Raw genomic sequence first — 17654 nt, forward strand, 5'->3', positions numbered from 1 at the left:
TCGCGCGGACGTCTCCGGGTACCCGGTCACCGGTGCGCGGCCCGTGCCGGGTCACCTCAGGTTTCGGTGCCCGGATGGGGGTAAGCGTTCTGTTGACAAGGGGGGACCTATGAGTGACCACGGGAACGTGCCCGAGCTGATGGATGAGAACGACGTCGTGGACCTGCTGGTGCGCCAGCATGTGATGATCAGGGATCTGTTCGACGAGGTGGAGGACGCTCCCGCGGGGAACCGGCGGGCCGAGGCGTTCCAGCGCCTGGTGCGGATGCTGGCCGTGCACGAGACCGCCGAGGAGGAGGTCGTGCACCCCTACGCACGCCTCAAGATCGAGGATGGGGACGAGGTGGTCGACCAGCGCCTCGCCGAGGAGCGGGAGGCCAAGCAGATGCTCTCCGACCTGGAGAGGCTGGGCACCGACCATCCCGACTTCTCCGGGCATCTGCAGGTCCTGCGGGCGGCGGTGCTGGCCCACGCCCACGCCGAGGAGCGCCACGAGTTTCCCCGGTTCCGCACCCAGACCAGCGAGGCCGAGCGCCGGGCCCTGGCCGCCGGGGTGAAGGCGGCCGAGGCGCTGGCGCCGACCCACCCACATCCGGGCACCGAGTCGGCGGTCAGGAACCTGCTGCTCGGGACGCCGCTGGCGCTCGTGGACCGGACCCGCGACGTGATCCGCCAGGCCATGGGCGGGCGCGGAGACTGAGGTACGGGCCTCCCCCCGCCGGTACCGCCTGGTTCGGTCGTCACGCCATCGGTGGCCGGGGTCACGGCCGCGCCGCGCCCACCTCCCGCAGTGACGAGACGCCGCGCCGCCACCGGCTCATGACGTGCTCGGCGAAGAGCCGGTCCAGGGTCAGCGCGCAGGCCGCCCCGTACAGGACGTCACCGGCCCGCGTGGGGTGCTGCCGTGCGAACCCGCCGCACATGTCGTGCGCGGCGGTCTGCTCGGGTACGGCGTCGGCCCGCACCTGCTCGTCGTAGAAACGGCTCGCCGCCTCGCCCGCCCCCAGCCTCCGCAGGCCCCTGGAGTAGCGACGGTTGGGAACCGATGAGGTCATCTCGGCGGCCGCCAGATGGCCGAGCAGCGCTCCGAGGTGACGCCGGTGGAGCCCGAACAGCGACATCGTGTTGGAGACGGCCAGCGTGATCGCCGGGACTTGGTCGAGGTAGGCGCCGTAGGAGTCGTCCATGCCCAGCCGGCGCATGGTGGTACGGAAAAGCTCGGAGTGCATCCGCTCGACGCGCCCGCCGCCGTACCGGCCCGCCTGGATCCCCACCAGCGCCGCCTTGGGGCGTCCGCTCAGCCGGGGGATCGCCCAGGTGCACTGATCGGCCCCCTTCAGGTGGTGGATCGACCGGTGCACGACGAACTCGCGGAACTGCGCGAGGTCGGCCTGCCGCTGGAGGAACCCCGGCAGGTCGGGGCCGTCGACGGCGGCGGCCACCAGATCGGTCAGCGCCTGGCTCATGTGCTCGGGCCGCTGGGCGGGCGGGCATGACACGGCCCGCGCCAGTCCCTCCTCGAACCGTGCCTCCAGGATCTCCCGCACCTCCAGCAGCGAGGGGTTCCACTCCCACCGCTCGTCCACGCCCTCGAAGCCCCGGTGGTGCAGCTCGTAGCAGACGAAGAGCGCCAGCTGCACGTCCTCGTCCGCGAGGACCGGGCCCGCGAAGCGGGCGGGGAACGACAGCAGTGGGAGCGACAGGAGACCGAAGCGGTGCGGTGGGTGTACCAGCCGTTCGAAGAGCAGGGCGCTGATCGGGCCCCGCGCGGCGGGCAGCACCGGAACCCTGCCCGGCACCGGCAGGTCCAGCGGGTCCGGGCGCTTGGCGAGCTTCGCGCGCTCCGGAGACTTCGCGGGCTTCAGGGATCTCGGGGCCTTCGTCGGGGCCTTCGTCGGGGCCTTCGTCGGGGACTTCGGGGAGCCCGGGGGCTTCGTGGCACGTGACGGTCCGGGCCCGGGAGGGCCCAGCAGTTCGGGGAGGCGCGACAGTGCCGAGGACTCCGGGAGATCCGGAAGACGTGGCTGCCCAGGAGACCTCGGCGGCTCCGGAGACGCCGGGAGATCCGGGTCCGCCGGGAACCCGGAATCCGTCAGGGGTCCGCACACGCCCCCGGGTGAGTCGTTCACCGTGATGCCGCCGTCGTGAACGTCGGCGATGCGCCGCCCGTAGTGAGCGGACGCGTCAAACCCACGCGCCATGCGTCCCCCGTTCGATGCCCCCGATCGGTCCGATGCCCACACCGAAGACCTCGAAACACCCCCAAGATCACTCCTTCCTCTCGATGACCTGCAGAAACCACGAAATACATGGATATTTCGCGGGCGCACTCGGGTGCGCGGACGAGTACCGGGACCGGAACCGGGCAGGCGACAGCACCGAGACAGCACGACGCCGGGGCCATCCAGCGGAAAACCCGATGCCCCGGCGCGGGGGGACGGCGAAACGCCGGTCTCCCCGTACGGGAAGGTACGGTCAGCTCATGTCCGAGCGCAGCATGCCGCACGACCTCGCCGCCTGGGCGTGCCCCCACGGGCAGGACGCTCGCCGGGGTTGCACGACCTGCTATGAGGAGTCGACCGACGGCGACCAGGCCCAGCCCTGCTGGGAGGTCGCCGCGTGGTTCACCACCTCACGGCCGATCCCGATAAGAACGCTCCAGGACGCGCACCACCACGGCCGCCATTTCGCCCTCGACCAGCCGTCCACGCCGCTGGTCTACCTCCTGACCGGCCGCGCCCGCGCGGGGGGCAGCGTGCAGGCGATCGCGGGCGTCGTCGGTTTCCTGCTGCACAACCGGCACGTGGTGGCCGACTTCACCGTGACCGAGACCCGCGCCACCCGCCGCTCGCCCGGCACCCCCGGCGCGCCCAACGCGACCCGCCAGACCGACAAGTGGCTCCAGGACCCGCGCCGCCCCGACGGGCGCCTGCGGTGAAGACGATCCTTCGCGTGGCCGGTGCCCGCCCGCATGCCCACCCGGGGTGTGTGCCACCCCGTGGATGACAGATACGGCGAGAGTCCCTAAGCTCGACAACACCATTGTCGAACAGCGAGGCGGGAGGCGATCGTGCCGGCCGACCCCCCGGGCTTCGAACTCCCGCTCAGGCTCTTCCTCGGCTTCCGGATGCTCATCGACGAGCTCCACGCGGAGCTCGCCCGCCAGGGACACCCCGACATGCGTCCGATGCATGGGTTCGTGCTGCAGGCGATCGGCCCCGAGGGCAGCACCGCCGTGGAGCTCGGCCGGCGGCTGGGCGTCTCCAAGCAGGCGGCTGGCAAGACCGTGGACACCCTGGAGCAGCTGGGCTACGTCGAGCGGCGCCCCGACCCCGACGACGCCCGCCGCAAGACGGTGCGGCTCACCGAGCGGGGCGTCGACAGCCTCGCCAGGTCCGCGCGCATCTTCGAGGACCTGCGCGCCGGCTGGGCGAGGACCCTCGGTGAGGACCGTCTGCGCGCCCTGGAGTCCGACCTGCGCGCCGTGACCTCGGGGGACGTCTTCCGGCTCGACGTCCCCGGCTGGTTCGGCGGCTACTGACCGCTGATCGCCGGAACGGGTGCCGGCGTTCACGGAGCCGCCGCCCGGCGGCCTTTCGACCGATCCGCCGCCACCTCGGCCAGGCGCGAAACGCGCTGCGAGTCACCTCAGCGGATTCGCCACAATGTGAGGTATGCGAATCCTGATCATCGGCGGCACCCGGTTCGTCGGCCGGCACATCACCGCGGCCGCGATCGCGGCCGGGCACCAGATCTCCCTGCTGCACCGGGGCATGACGGGCCCCGAGCTGTTCCCCGAGGCCGAGCACCTGCTCGCCGACCGCAATGCCGACCTGTCCGTGCTGCGCGACCGGCGGTGGGACGCGACGGTCGACGTCAGCGCCTACCACCCGTCGCAGGTCACCTCGCTCGCCGGCGCGCTCTCCACCGGCCAGTACGCCTTCGTCTCCACCACCGCGGTCTACCGGGCGCCCGAGCGGCCGGGCTTCACCGAGGACTCCCCGCTGGCGGAGCTCGACGGGCCGATCCCCGAGACGGTGACCGGCGAGGTGTACGGGCCGATGAAGGTGCTGTGCGAGCGGGCCTCGGTGGACGCGTTCGGGGCCTCGACGCTGGTCGTACGGCCCACGTACGTCATCGGCCCGCATGACCACACCGGCCGCTTCACCTACTGGGTCAACCGGATCGCGCGCGGCGGCGAGGTCCTCGCGCCCGGCGACCCCGGCGACCCCATCCAGGTGATCGACGCCCGCGACATGGCCTCCTGGATCGTCTCCATGGTCGAGGGGAGGCATCCGGGCACCTTCCACGCGGTCAGCCCTCCCCCGCCGTTCTCCTTCGGCGACCTGCTGGAGGCGATCGTGGCCGAGGTCGGGCCGCCGGGAACCACCCTGACCTGGGTCGGGCAGGACTTCCTGCTCGCCGAGGGGGAGAACGGCCTGTCGCTGCCCCTGTGGTCCGAGGGCGACCCGCAAAAGTCGATCAACGCCGCCGACCCCGCCGCCGCCCGCGCCGCGGGGCTCGACCCGCGCCCCCTGGGACGGTCGATCCGCGAGATCCGCGAGGCGGAGGCGTCCTTCGGCACGGCCGCCACCATCACCCCCGACCGGGAGGCCGAGCTGCTCTCCCGCTGGTCGGCGCGCGCCTGAGGCGTGTCTCGCGGATCGGGGACACGGCGACGGGCGCACGGCCGCCCTACCCCGGCTGCCACGCCGCTAACACGGGAACCGGGGTACGGGCGGATTTCAGCACGGCGCGGCGTATGCCCCCCTCAGGAGGGGTTGTCCACCGTGAAGCGCACCCCGGAGAAGCGGCTCCGCCACTCGGTGACCTCCGGCGCCACGGTGCCCGGGTCGACGTTCTCGTCCAGGCCGCGGGCGATGAACGAGGCCAGCTCCGGCATGTCCGCCTCGGTCATCCCGAGCCTGACGATCTCCGGCGTACCGATCCGCAGGCCGTTCACGTCCCCTTCGACCGCCTCCACCGGCAGGCCGATGCCGCTGCTGAGCAGGTTCGCCTCGCGCAGCCGCCGGGCGGCCCGCTGCCCGCCGCCGTAGCGGTGGGCCAGCACGGAGAACTGGTGGGAGCGGGTGCACCCCCGGTCGGCGGCGAAGATCGGGACGCCGAGGGCGAGCAGCTCGTCCGCCAGCCGCCGCGCGGTCGCGATCATCTCCTGCGCGTAGGCGGGCCCCGCCGCCTTCCAGTCGAGCATGGTCATGGCGAGCGCGGCGGTCTTGCCCGCGTCGAAGTTGGCGGTCAGTCCCGGGTAGGCGATCGCGTCGAGCCGCTCGGCGAGCTCGGCGTCGTTGGTCACGATGAGCCCGCCCGCCGGCCCGCCCAGGCTCTTGTACGTGCTCATGGTGATCAGGTGGGCGCCCTCCGCCAGCGGCTGCGGCCACGCCTTTCCGGCGATCATGCCGCAGAGGTGGGCGGCGTCGAAGAGCACGCGGGCGCCGACCGAGTCAGCGATCTCGCGGATCCGCGCCACCGGGTGGTGGAACAGGTTGAGGCTGCCGCCGATGGTGATCAGCTTCGGCCGGACCCGCTCGGCGAGCTCGCGCAGGGCGTCGACGTCCACCGTGTAGCCGTCCGGCGTGATGGGGGCGGGAACGATGTTCAGCCCGTACAGGCCGGCCGCACCGGGCTCGTGGTGTGTGACGTGGCCACCGATGCCGGCCGGCGGGGCGATGATCGTGTCACCGGGCTCGCAGGTGGCCATGAAGGTGTAGAGGTTCGCCAGCGCTCCCGAGCCGACGCGTACCTCGGCGTAGCCGGCGCCGAAGACCTCGGCGGCCAGCTCGGCGGCGATGATCTCGATCTGCTCGATCGCCTCCAGGCCCATCTCGTACTTCTCACCCGGGTACCCCAGTGACGGCCGCGACCCGAGGCCGGCCGAGAGCAGCGCCTCGGCCCGGGGGTTCATGATGTTCGTGGCCGGGTTCAGGTTGACCGACTCGATGTCGTGGATGCGGCGGTTGCCGGCCACCAGCCGTTCGATCTCGCTCTGGATCGAGGAGGCGGTCTGGTCCGTCACGGCCTTCAGTACGGACTGGACGCGATCCTCGGTGACGGTGGGCACCCACGGACGGTGGGCGAGGGCACGGGGCATCAGGTGATCTCCTGGCCGACAGGCAGACGGCTGTCGTGGTGATGTCAGGTTGTCTGCCACACGACGGTAGATCGCAGATGATGCCCGCCGCATCGGGTGAAAGATGGGGGTTTTCGCGCCGTTTTCCTACATTTGCCGGAAAAGGGTTCCACGCTCCGCCGGAAACGATCACTTCTTTCACAGCAGCCCCACCCGTACCTCCTGGCCCTCGAAACGCCGCCCCGAACCCCGCATGCGGCTGAACCGCAATAAATAGGTGAGCAGCCTGTCCACTTGCTTTGTAAGATGACCGGCGTGCCAGGGCTCCCTCATCCGGCAGGTGCTCACCGGCCCGATCGAGCCCCCACGACCGGCTGCGCCATGACCGCCGCCTGTCGCGCGCGACCATCGGGAGTTCATCGAAGGCGACCCGCTGCCGCTCTCGGAGATCGTTTCCAAGCCGCCGGTCGAGGACCGCATCTGTCCCCACCTCGGCCCGTTCCCTTGACCTCAACCGAAGTTCAGGTCGCAGGCTGAGTCCGACACTCCCCCGCTGGAGGAAATCCTCATGATCCCGGTTACCGGGACGACGGGCGAGACCGGCCGACGGCCGGCCCCCCGGTACGACGCCCCTCTCCCGGCCACCCCACCTAAAGAGACCCCATGCTGACCCGCCTGCTCCGCACCTACCTGCGCCCCTACTCGGCGGCGCTGACCGCCGTGGTGGTTCTGCAACTGGTCGGCACCATCGCCTCGCTCTATCTGCCCAGCCTGAACGCCGACATCATCGACCAGGGCGTGGCCACCGGCGACACCGGTTACATCCTCACCGCGGGAGGCTGGATGCTGGCCGTCTCCCTCGTGCAGATCGCCTGCTCGATCGCGGCGGTCTACTACGGCTCCCACGCGGCCATGGGGTTCGGACGCGACGTCCGCTCGGCGATCTTCCACCAGGTCGGCGGCTTCTCCGCCAGGGAGGTCTCCCACTTCGGCGCCCCCTCCCTGATCACCCGCGGGACCAACGACGTGCAGCAGGTCCAGATGCTCGTCGTGATGACCTGCACGATGCTGGTCGCGGCCCCCATCATGGGCGCCGGCGGCATCATCATGGCGCTGCGTCAGGACCTCGGCCTGTCCTGGCTCATGCTGGTCTGCGTCCCCGCGCTGCTGGTCTCGATCGGTCTGATCATCGTCCGCATGGTCCCCCAGTTCCGCGCGATGCAGGAGCGCATCGACCGGGTGAACCAGGTGCTGCGCGAGCAGCTCACCGGCATCCGCGTGGTACGCGCCTTCGTCCGCGAGCGTGAGGAGACCCGCCGGTTCGCCGGCGCCAACGACGAGCTGACCGACACCGCGCTGCGGGTGGGACGGCTGACCGCGCTCATCTTCCCCACCGTGATGCTGATCCTCAACGTCTCCAGCATCGCCGTGCTCTGGTTCGGCGCCGGGCGGGTGGACAGCGGCGAGATGCAGATCGGCGCCCTGACCGCGTTCCTGATGTACCTGATGCAGATCCTCATGTCGGTGATGATGGCCAGCTTCATCTCGATGATGATCCCGCGCGCCGCGGTCTGCGCCGAGCGCATCACCGAGGTGCTCGACACCGAGTCGTCGGTGACGCCGCCCAGCGACCCGGTACGGCAGGTGAGCGGCCGCGCCGAGCTGGAGATGCGCGACGTCGGGTTCCGCTACCCGGGCGCGGAGGCACCCGTGCTGTCCGGCATCTCCTTCCGCGTGGCGGCGGGGCAGACCACCGCCGTGATCGGCAGCACCGGCTCCGGCAAGACGACGCTGGTCTCGCTGGTGCCCAGGCTGTTCGACGCCACCTCGGGCACGGTCTCGGTCAACGGCGTCGACGTCCGCGACCTCGCCCCCCAGCTGCTCTGGTCGCGCATCGGCCTGGTGCCGCAGAAGCCGTACCTGTTCAGCGGCACCATCGCCAGCAACCTGCGCTACGGCAACCCGGACGCCGGCGACGAGGAGCTGTGGGAGGCGCTGGAGGTGGCCCAGGCGCGCGACTTCGTCGAGGCGATGCCCGAGGGCCTGGAGGCGCCCATCACCCAGGGCGGCACGAACGTGTCCGGCGGGCAGCGACAGCGACTGTCCATCGCCAGGGCACTGGTCAGCAAGCCCGAGATCTACCTGTTCGACGACTCGTTCTCGGCCCTGGACCTGGCCACCGACGCGCGGCTGCGCGCCGCCCTGCGCCCGCACACCGCCGAGGCCGCCGTCATCATCGTCGGCCAGCGGGTCTCCACCATCGCCGACGCCGACCAGATCATCGTCCTGGACGACGGCGTGATCGTCGGCCTGGGAACCCATGACGAGCTGCTGGATTCCTGCCCGACGTACATCGAGATCGTCGAGTCCCAACTAGCCGCGGAGACCGCAGCATGAGTGACAGTCCCACGACGACGACGACGCGACCGCGGCCACCCATCGGCGGCGGAGGCTTCGGCCGGGGCCCCATGGGCGGGGCCGGGATGCCCGCGGAGAAGTCGATGAACTTCGGTCCCTCCGCGCGGCGGCTGGTCCGGCGGATGAGCCCCGATCGCCCGAAGCTGCTGGCCGTGATCGGCCTCGCCGTGATCAGCGTGGTGTTCTCCGTCGTCGGGCCGAAGATCCTCGGGTACGCGACGGACCTGATCTTCACCGGGGTGATCGGCAAGCAACTGCCCGCCGGGACGAGCACGCAGCAGGCGATCGAGGCGGCCCGCGCCTCCGGCAACGACAACTTCGCCGACCTGCTCGCGGGGATGGACGTCGTCCCCGGTCAGGGCATCGACTTCGGCGCGCTGGGCACGGTCCTGCTCTGGGTGCTGGGGCTCTACGTCGCGTCGTCGGTCTTCGCCTGGTTCCAGGGGTACCTGCTCAACGACGTGGTGCAGCGCACCGTCTACCGGCTGCGGGAGGAGGTCGAGGAGAAGCTGAACCGGCTTCCGCTCCGCTTCTTCGACGGCCAGCCGCGCGGCGAGCTGCTCAGCCGGGTCACCAACGACATCGACAACGTCTCGCAGACCCTGCAGCAGACCATGAGCCAGCTGCTGAACTCGCTGCTGCTGTTGATCGGCGTGCTCGCGATGATGTTCGTGATCTCGCCGCTGCTCGCGCTGATCGCCCTGGTGACCATCCCGCTGACGATGGTCGTCACCGGGGTGATCGCCAAGCGCTCGCAGAAGCACTTCGTCGCGCAGTGGAAGCACACCGGCACCCTGAACGCCCACATCGAGGAGGCGTTCACCGGCCACGAGCTGGTGAAGGTGTTCGGACGCCGCCCCGAGGTCGAGGAGGTGTTCAGGGAGAGGAACGAGGAGCTGTTCAAGGCCAGCTTCGGCGCCCAGTTCATCTCCGGGATCATCATGCCGATGATGATGTTCATCGGGAACCTCAACTACGTCGCCATCGCCGTCGTCGGTGGCCTGCGGGTCGCCACCGGCTCGATAAGCCTGGGCGACGTGCAGGCGTTCATCCAGTACTCCCGGCAGTTCACCCAGCCGCTGACCCAGGTCGCCTCAATGGCCAACCTGCTGCAGTCGGGGGTGGCCTCGGCCGAGCGGGTCTTCGAGCTGCTCGACGCCGCGGAGCAGCAGCCCGACCCGGCCGACCCGGTGGTGCCCACCGCCAGGCGGGGCCGCGTCGAGTTCGAGCACGTGTCCTTCAGTTACGACCCGGAGCAGCCCCTCATCGAGGACCTGTCCCTGGTGGCCGACCCCGGGCACACCGTCGCGATCGTCGGCCCGACCGGCGCGGGCAAGACCACCCTGGTCAACCTCGTCATGCGCTTCTACGAGCTGAACTCGGGCCGGATCACCCTCGACGGCATCGACATCACCGCGATGCGCCGCGACGACCTGCGTTCGCACATCGGCATGGTGCTCCAGGACACCTGGCTGTTCGGCGGCACCATCCGCGAGAACATCGCCTACGGCAACCCCCGGGCCACTGAGGAGCAGATCCTCGCCGCCGCGCGGGCCACCTTCGTCGACCGTTTCGTGCGCACCCTGCCAGACGGCTACGACACGGTGATCGACGAGGAGGGGAGCAACGTCAGCGCCGGCGAGAAGCAGCTGCTGACCATCGCCCGCGCCTTCCTCGCCGATCCGTCGCTGCTCATCCTCGACGAGGCCACCAGCTCGGTCGACACCCGCACCGAGGTCCTGGTGCAGCACGCCATGGCCGCGCTGCGCTCGGACCGCACCAGCTTCGTCATCGCCCACCGGCTGTCGACCATCCGCGACGCGGACCTCATCCTGGTGATGGAGGAGGGAAGCATCGTCGAGCACGGCACCCACGACGAGCTGCTCACCGCCCGCGGCGCCTACCACCGCCTGTACTCCGCGCAGTTCAGCGGTGCGGCGATCGAGGGCGACGAGACGACCGCGGAGGAGGTGCCCACGCCGGTCTCACCGTGATCCGTCCGGCTCGGTGCCGGACCGGTGCGGCCGTGGCGTCGTTGTCGCCACGGCCGCCGAGCGCTCCGTCCTGATCACGCTGACCTGATCACGCTGACCTGAGCGCGCTGACCTGAGCGCGCTGACCGACGAGAAGCGCGCCCTGCGGGAGCAGGCCCGCGACATCCCCAGGACCATCGGCACCGCCGTAGGGATCGCCGCCGCCCCCATCGCCACCCCGTGCTTGGCCATCCGCGCGTCGCGGATGGCCGCACGCCGGTCGGGCTCCGGGCCCGTGCCGCGGAACCGCTCAAGATGCGCGTCCGACTCCCACCGCTCGTAAGCGTTGATCCGATCCGGCTCCTCCGAGTCGGCCGCCGGCACGAAGCCGAGGCAGCCGGAGGCGGCCCTCGCCTGCTCGATGACGTCATCGAGGATGCAGCCGGCAAGCCCGCGCACGCGCCCAGCACAGGAGCGCGACAGCGGTCAGGCGACAGCACCGCCCCGGTCGACGCGGAAGACCCACGAGAGTTCTTTTGGCGCGGCGGATCGAAGCACCATATACAGGGCCGTCCCCCATTAAATCAGTCGCATGTCGGATAAATATCTTTCATGAAGCTGAATGACCAAGGCCAATAATCTACCCGCCAGCGACATCCAGTCGCATTGTGCAGCAATCCACTCTTGTCTCGATAGATGCCACCAGAAAGGAGCATTCAACACCAAAGACTGGTTATCGGATTTGAGGTTGAATGCTTGAGATTATAGCCACTTGCCGAAAAGATCATAAACTTGGCGGCATTGCGCCTTGACGTAGAGATGTGCAAGTTAATAAATAAGTTCAATATCGCCAACAGGAGGTAATCAAGCGAAAGAGGTGGATGATCGCCGTTTATCCCGCGATACACAAGGAAATCAAGGGTTCGCAGAGATGATCCCTAAGGGCTAGGGAAGACGTTTTCCAGCCGATTTTGAGAACGTCGAAGCAGGGGGCAATCGATCCTTTTGAGGGGGACATGTAGTGTCCAAGATCAAAAACGCCATCGCGGTATTCGCCGTCGGCGGCACGGTGCTGACAGGCGGAGTTGTCGGCCTCGGCGCCGCGACCGCCATCACCACAGCCAGCGCCACAGCCACAGCCAGCGCCGGCGTCGCTCTAGGCAGTTGGTGCGGCGGCGGTGGCTGCGGGACTTCCTGGCGCCGTCACGTGATGAGGCAGTTCCAGAGGCAACGGTCGTGGCATCGCCAGTTCCAGCGCCAGCTGTCGAACCAGTCGCAGAGAATTCATCAGAATGTCGACTTCCATCTGAACACCTCTGCCGACGCCGACAGTGCCGCCAAGCAGAAGGCTGATGCGGAGGCCAGGAACAGGGCCGATGCAGAGGCAGAGGCCAGGCAGAAGGCCGAGGCAGAGGCCCGACAGAAGGCCGAAGCAGAGGCCCGCAACAAGGCCGAAGCAGAGGCAGAAGCCAGGCAAAAGGCAGAGGCGGAGGCCCGACAGAAGGCCGAAGCAGAAGCCCGCAACAAGGCCGAAGCAGAAGCAGAAGCCAGGCAAAAGGCAGAGGCGGAGGCCCGACAGAAGGCCGAAGCAGAAGCCCGCAACAAGGCCGAAGCAGAAGCAGAAGCCAGGCAAAAGGCAGAAGCAGAAGCCCGCAACAAGGCCGAAGCAGAGGCAGAGGCCCGCAACTGGGCAGCGGCACTCAACAAGGCCCTAGCAGAAGCCCGGCAGAAGGCAGAAGCAGAGGCCCGCAACAAGGCCGAAGCAGAAGCAGAAGCCCGACAGAAAGCTGAGGCAGAGGCCCGCAACAAGGCCGACGCCGACGCCCGGCAGAAGGCAGAAGCAGAGGCCCGCAACAAGGCCGACGCCGACGCCCGGCAGAAGGCAGAAGCAGAGGCCCGCAACAAGGCCGAAGCAGAGGCAGAGGCCCGACAGAAAGCTGAGGCAGAGGCCCGCAACAAGGCCGACGCCGACGCCCGCAACTGGGCAGCGGCACTCAACAAGGCCATAGCAGAAGCCCGTCAGAAGGCAGAGGCAGAGGCCCGTAGCAAGGCCGAAGCAGAGGCAAAGGCCCGGCAGAAAGCCGAAGCAGAAGCCCGACAGAAGGCAGAGGCAGAGGCCCGCAACAAGGCCGACGCCGACGCCCGCAACTGGGCAGCGGCACTCAACAAGGCCATAGCAGAGGCCCGTCAGAAGGCAGAGGCAGAGGCCCGACAGAAAGCCGACGCCGACGCCCGCAACTGGGTAGTGCCTCCCCACAGGCCCGGAGCAAACGGCGGCACCAGCCCCGGGGCCGTCGGCGCCACTCTCGGAAACAACGTCGCGGCCACCGCTCCGAACAAGGCCGGCGCTCCGAACAAGGCCGGCGCTACCACCACCAAGGTTCCAACGGTCAAGTGGCCTCTCGACTGCCGCACCGGTGGGGCGCCCGCTTCGCCTCAGTTGCGCTGCTCTCGTTGATCGTTCCTGCGGTCCAAGCAAGAAGATCACGATAGAAGAGCCACGGACATAATCGACGATGCGACCCGACCTCCGGATCTGGAGGACCTGGCCGTCGGCGAAGTCGTCGAAGGAACCAAGGGCGGGCCGACCGTGCGGTCGGTGACGAATGACGAACAAGCACACGCCTGTCACCATGCGTGGTGGCGATCGTGCGTTGGTTTCGCCACAAGCACCACTGCCTCGGATGGAACGACATCCGCCACCGGTTCTGTGACCGTGACTGGAGGATCGCCTGCAACGGCATCGCGTTCGTCGGCGCCTTCAGTGTCGCCGTGACACGGTATCGCTGCCACGGCGGAAACATCCCACACCGTGGACCCCGAGGCCGGCAACTGTCAGCAGTCGCCGACCTCGGGGTCCAGGCATGCGGAGAGCCCGATATCTGGCGACAGGCACGTCGGATTCGGCGGGCGGGCCAGGAAAAACGCGCTGGAGGTTCCTCCGAGGATCGTATGGCTTGGACACCGCTGATCTTCAGGCCGGGCCGGGGCTTCGGTCCGGTCCCGGTGCAGCCTCCGGTCACGCCGAACACCTCCCCGCGTCCCCTGTCCCACTCCGTCCATGGCGAGCACCTCCGCTGCCGCCGGGGACCAGGCCCGCACCGCCCTGCCGTACCTCACCTCGACCCACACCGGAGCGGGAGCGTGATCCGGATCAGGTTGGCAGCCGCCGGGCGCACATCCCGCCCGTCCCGCACGGCGGCGCGATCGACGTGGCCGTCACGCTGAACCACCGACACCCTGAACCACCGACACCCGGGACCACCGACACCCGGGACCACGGATGACGGCCGGCGGCCGCCCCTGCTCGCCTGTGTGCGTCAGAGCTTGATGCGGGCGGCGATCGGCAGGTGGTCGCTGCCGGTGGCGGGCAGGGTCCAGGTGCTGACGGGCGTCGCCGCGCGGGTCATGACGTGGTCGATCCTGGCGACGGGGAAGGCGGCGGGCCAGCTGAAGTCGAAACCCTCCCGCGCCGGGATCAGCCGGGAGGTGAGGGGGGCCAGGCCCCGGTCGTCGAGGGTGCCGTTGAGATCGCCCAGCAGGATGACCCGATCCAGCCTCTCCGCGGCGAGGGCCGCGCCCAGCGCGACGGCGCTCTCGTCCCTCCGGCCGGAGCCGAAGCCGTCCGGCAGCCGGACGCGGAGCGAGGGAAGGTGTGCGACGTAGACGGCCACGTCGCCGTACGGGGTCCGCGCCGTGGTCCGCAACCCCCGGTTCCAGTCGCCCTCGATGTCCTTCGGCCTGATGTCCACCGGCCGGGAGTCCGTGAGGGGATACCTGGACCAGAGCCCGACGGTGCCCACGACGGCGTGGTGGGGATGGTCCGGCGCGAGGGCGGCCCCGTAGACGGGCAGTGTCTCGGGGGTCACCTCCTCCAGCGCGACCAGATCCGCACCGGCTCCGGCCAGGGCCCGCGCGGTTCCGGCCGGGTCGGGGTTGTCGTCCGCGACGTTGTGCTGGAGCACCGTCAATTGGGACACCGTCAATTGGGACACGGTCAGATCGTGTGCCGCTCCCCGCTCGACGGGCGGCAGCCGGCCGCCGAAGAGAACGGCCCAGGCCGTCGCGGGGAGCAGCAGGGCCACCGCCGCGAGAGCCGAACGCCGCAGCAGCGCCAGAACCCCCAGCAGGGGAACCGCCAGGCCGACCCAGGGCAGGAACGTCTCCAGCAGGCCGCCGAGGTTGCCCACCGCGTTCGGCACGGCGTCGTGGAACATCAACAGCCCGGCGACCAGCACTGCGAGCGACGCGAGGACCCGCCCGCGCGTCCACGGCGTCCCGGCCACGCGCCGGACGCCCTCGCTTGCGGGGAACGGCTGCTGCTCGGTGGACAACGGTCCCATCCTCCCTGACTCCATTGACCTGAACCAAAGTTGAAGTTGAAGACTGATCGCGACGTTCCCACTGACGAAGGAGATCATCATGATTCTGGTTACCGGGGCGACCGGCAAGGTCGGCGGCCAGGCCGTGGCCCAGTTCCTCGGCGCGGGCGCCGCCGTGCGCGTGCTGGCCCGCGATCCCGCGTCCGCCAGGCTCCCGGAGGGCGCCGAGGTGGTACGCGGCGACCTGGCCGACCCCGGCAGCCTGGACGCCGCCCTGGACGGGGTCGACTCGGTGTTCCTCGTCTGGCCGACCCTCGCGGCCGACCACGCGGCGCCCGCGACCATCGAGAGGATCACCGAACACGCCCGCCGCGTCGTCTATCTCTCCTCGCGCGGCACGTCCGACGCCCCCGGCCAGGACCCGAACTCGATCCTCGGCTCCCACGCCCTCATCGAGGGACTGATCGAGCGGTCCGGAGCGGAGTGGACGTTCCTGCGGCCCGGCGGGTTCGCCGCCAACACCCTGATGTGGGTCTCCCAGATCCGGGACACCGGCGTCGTCCGCTGGGTGCACGGTGCGGCCGCCAGGCCACTGATCCACGAGCGTGACATCGCCGCCGCGGGGGTGAGCGTGCTCACCGGCACCGGCCACGCCGGGGCGAAGTACGTGCTGACCGGCCCCGAGACGCTGACCCAGGTGGAGCAGGTGACCGCCATCGGCGAGGCGATCGGCCGGCCGACGCGCTGGGAGGAGCTCGCACCGGAGATCGCGCTGCGCGAGCTGCTCGGCCAGGGCTGGCCGCCCGCCGCGGCGGAGGGAATCATCAACGGGCACGCGCAGATGGTGGCCGCCCCGGAGTCGACCACCTCCACCGTGGAGGAACTCACCGGAGCACCGGCCACCCCGTTCCACCGGTGGGCGGCCGACCACGCCGCCGACTTCCGCTGACCACACCCCGACCGGCGGCACCGCGTCACAACCACGCGGCCCCGGACGCCCACAGGGCGGCCGTCCCCGAGCTCCCGGAGAGCAGGATGGCAGGCCCGAGAGCGTGCGGTATGCGAGGTGGGTCAGTATGGGAGGGTGAGCGAGGATACGAGCACGCTGGCGAAGCTGGTGGCCGCGGGCGGTGTCGTGGTGCTGAGCGGGGCCGGGATATCGACGGAGTCGGGGATTCCCGACTACCGGGGGCCGCTCGGCTCCCTGGTCCGGCACACCCCGATGACCTACCAGACGTTCACCGGCGACCCGGCCGCCAGGCGGCGCTACTGGGCGCGGAGCTACCTCGGGTGGCGGGCGATGACCGGGGCGAGGCCGAACAGCGGCCACCACGCGGTCGCGCGGCTCCAGCGGCGCGGCCTGGTGGCCGGCATCGTGACACAGAACGTGGACGGCCTGCACCAGGCGGGCGGCGCCGAGGCGGTCGTCGAGCTGCACGGCAGCCTGCATCAGGTGATCTGCCTGGACTGCGGTGATTCGAGCCCGCGCGAGGAGCTGGATCATCGCCTGACGCTGGCGAACCCCCGGTTCGCCGCCCGGGCAGGCGCGATCAACCCGGACGGCGACGTCGAGCTGGCGGACGAGGAGGTCGACGGGTTCCAGCTGGTCGGCTGCCGGGCGTGTGACCGGGGGGTGCTCAAACCCGACGTCGTCTTCTTCGGGGAGACCGTCCCGCCGGAGCGCGTCCGCGCGTGCTACGCCCTGGTGGAGCGAGCGCGCCTGCTGCTGGTGCTCGGATCGTCACTGACGGTGATGTCCGGCCGCCGGTTCGTGCTGCACGCCGCGAAGCTCGGCATCCCCGTGGCGATCGTCAACCAGGGCCCGACCCGCGGCGACGGCTACGCGACGCTCGCCGTCGACGCCCCGCTGGGCACGGTCCTGCCGGAACTGGTCGGGCTCGTCGACGTACGTGCCATGACCGCCGGTCCGCCCTCAAGGTAGGGCGACCGCCTCTCGCCGGAGGCCGCGGGCGCGCGGCCGTCCCGCGACCACGGGGAATCCGCGCGGGACGCGCCATGGGGTCGCTCGGCCCGGCCACCTGGAGACGGCCGGGACCGCCCTACAGCTCCGACGGCTCCAGGAGTGCCCGTACCACGGCGGCGGTGTCGGCGAGATCCTCCAGCACCAGCTCCGCGCCGGCCTCCTTCAGGGCCCGGACGTCACTGGAACCGGTGGCGACGGCCACCACCCTCGCCCCACCCTCAAGGCCGGCCAGCACGTCGTTCGGCGTGTCCCCGACCAGCACCGTGTTCCGCGCGGTGAAGGACTCCTCGTACTTCCGCGCGGCACGCTGCTGCGCCAGGCCCACCAGCACCGCGCGGTCCTCGTGGTCCATCCCGTAGGCCCCCACCTCGAAGTCCACGAAACCCTCCAGCTCGAACGCCCTGAGCTTGCCGATCGCCAGCGGCTCCATGTTCCCGGTGAGCAGTGACTGGATCACGTCGACCCGGCCCGCCAGCACGTCGAGCACCTCGCGCACCCCCGCCAGGACCCTGCCCCGCTGCGAGATCTCCGCCTCGTAGACGACGAACGCCTCGGCGAGGGCCGCGACGAAGGAGCTCAGCAGTTCCTCCGACACCTCGACGTCGTGCATCCGGAGCGTCTCCGCCGTGATCGCCCAGTCGGTCCGCCCCGCCATGGCCGCGACCCGCCGCATCGGCTGCCCGGTGACCGTCTGGAACGCCTCGGCGTATATGTCCTTGCCAACCCCGTCGATGCTGACCAGCGTGTGATCGATGTCCCACAGCACAAGCGTTCTAGAAGAGCCCATCATCCGAGCCTAGCGAAGCGGGTACCTCCCCCGCCGGGGGGCCTCTCCCGCCGGAAGACCACCGGAAGCCGGTCGGCCGGGC

General features: G+C 70.1%; 14 protein-coding genes. 9 read left to right on the forward strand and 5 right to left on the reverse strand.

The genetic code is table 11. The features are described from left to right. The first annotated feature begins 109 nt into the window (after window positions 1-109). Window positions 110-700 carry a hemerythrin domain-containing protein gene (locus tag ACQP0P_RS43480; RefSeq protein WP_433367760.1) on the forward strand — a complete coding sequence of 197 codons (591 nt, stop codon included), beginning with the start codon at window positions 110-112 and terminating at the stop codon, window positions 698-700. A gap of 61 nt (window positions 701-761) precedes the next feature. On the opposite strand, the gene ACQP0P_RS43485 is transcribed toward ACQP0P_RS43480, so the two are convergent. Beyond that, window positions 762-1799, reverse strand: a complete 1038-nt coding sequence (locus ACQP0P_RS43485; RefSeq protein WP_433367762.1) for an iron-containing redox enzyme family protein — start codon at window positions 1797-1799, stop codon at window positions 762-764. 683 nt (window positions 1800-2482) lie between these two features. On the opposite strand from ACQP0P_RS43485, the gene ACQP0P_RS43490 reads away from it, so the two are divergent. The 3 genes from ACQP0P_RS43490 (at window position 2483) to ACQP0P_RS43500 (ending at window position 4649) form a co-directional block, all read left to right on the forward strand. Next, complete coding sequence (locus ACQP0P_RS43490; RefSeq protein WP_433367764.1) at window positions 2483-2938, forward strand: hypothetical protein; 456 nt, start codon at window positions 2483-2485, stop codon at window positions 2936-2938. A gap of 132 nt (window positions 2939-3070) precedes the next feature. Continuing rightward, complete coding sequence (locus tag ACQP0P_RS43495; protein ID WP_433367767.1) at window positions 3071-3541, forward strand: MarR family winged helix-turn-helix transcriptional regulator; 471 nt, start codon at window positions 3071-3073, stop codon at window positions 3539-3541. A gap of 133 nt (window positions 3542-3674) precedes the next feature. Further along, the gene (locus ACQP0P_RS43500; RefSeq protein WP_433367769.1) at window positions 3675-4649 is read left to right on the forward strand and encodes an NAD-dependent epimerase/dehydratase family protein; all 975 of its coding nucleotides are present in this window, start codon (window positions 3675-3677) and stop codon (window positions 4647-4649) included. Between the two features lie 122 nt (window positions 4650-4771). Here the strand turns inward: ACQP0P_RS43500 and glyA are convergent, their stop codons facing one another. Next, window positions 4772-6109 (reverse strand): serine hydroxymethyltransferase, encoded by a 1338-nt coding sequence (glyA, locus tag ACQP0P_RS43505; protein ID WP_433367772.1) that lies wholly within the window; start codon window positions 6107-6109, stop codon window positions 4772-4774. A 642-nt stretch (window positions 6110-6751) separates the two neighbouring features. Here glyA and ACQP0P_RS43510 point away from each other — a divergent pair. Then, window positions 6752-8485, forward strand: a complete 1734-nt coding sequence (locus ACQP0P_RS43510; protein WP_433367775.1) for an ABC transporter ATP-binding protein — start codon at window positions 6752-6754, stop codon at window positions 8483-8485. Continuing rightward, the gene (locus ACQP0P_RS43515) at window positions 8482-10500 is read left to right on the forward strand and encodes an ABC transporter ATP-binding protein (protein WP_433367778.1); all 2019 of its coding nucleotides are present in this window, start codon (window positions 8482-8484) and stop codon (window positions 10498-10500) included. The genes ACQP0P_RS43510 and ACQP0P_RS43515 overlap by 4 nt, the downstream gene beginning before the upstream one ends. Here ACQP0P_RS43515 and ACQP0P_RS43520 read toward each other — a convergent pair. Further along, window positions 10492-10938, reverse strand: coding sequence for a putative quinol monooxygenase (locus ACQP0P_RS43520; protein WP_433367780.1), 447 nt, complete (start codon window positions 10936-10938; stop codon window positions 10492-10494). The genes ACQP0P_RS43515 and ACQP0P_RS43520 overlap by 9 nt on opposite strands. 562 nt (window positions 10939-11500) lie before the next feature. Here ACQP0P_RS43520 and ACQP0P_RS43525 point away from each other — a divergent pair. Continuing rightward, a complete protein-coding gene (locus tag ACQP0P_RS43525) occupies window positions 11501-12937 on the forward strand; it encodes a hypothetical protein (RefSeq protein ID WP_433367783.1) in 1437 nt (478 codons plus the stop codon). Window positions 12938-13799: 862 nt separating this feature from the next. Here the strand turns inward: ACQP0P_RS43525 and ACQP0P_RS43530 are convergent. Further along, window positions 13800-14822, reverse strand: a complete 1023-nt coding sequence (locus ACQP0P_RS43530; RefSeq protein WP_433367786.1) for an endonuclease/exonuclease/phosphatase family protein — start codon at window positions 14820-14822, stop codon at window positions 13800-13802. A 79-nt stretch (window positions 14823-14901) separates the two neighbouring features. Between ACQP0P_RS43530 and ACQP0P_RS43535 the strand changes: the two genes are divergently transcribed. Both ACQP0P_RS43535 and ACQP0P_RS43540 read left to right on the forward strand, forming a co-directional pair. After that, complete coding sequence (locus ACQP0P_RS43535) at window positions 14902-15750, forward strand: NAD(P)H-binding protein (protein ID WP_433367789.1); 849 nt, start codon at window positions 14902-14904, stop codon at window positions 15748-15750. 135 nt (window positions 15751-15885) lie between these two features. Beyond that, window positions 15886-16743 (forward strand): NAD-dependent protein deacetylase, encoded by an 858-nt coding sequence (locus ACQP0P_RS43540; RefSeq protein WP_433367792.1) that lies wholly within the window; start codon window positions 15886-15888, stop codon window positions 16741-16743. A 118-nt stretch (window positions 16744-16861) separates the two neighbouring features. Here ACQP0P_RS43540 and ACQP0P_RS43545 read toward each other — a convergent pair whose 3' ends face one another. Then, complete coding sequence (locus ACQP0P_RS43545; RefSeq protein ID WP_433367795.1) at window positions 16862-17572, reverse strand: HAD family hydrolase; 711 nt, start codon at window positions 17570-17572, stop codon at window positions 16862-16864. Between the last annotated feature and the right edge of the window lie 82 nt (window positions 17573-17654).

This window comes from Streptosporangium sp. CA-115845 (assembly GCF_050943795.1).
Lineage (GTDB): Bacteria > Actinomycetota > Actinomycetes > Streptosporangiales > Streptosporangiaceae > Streptosporangium.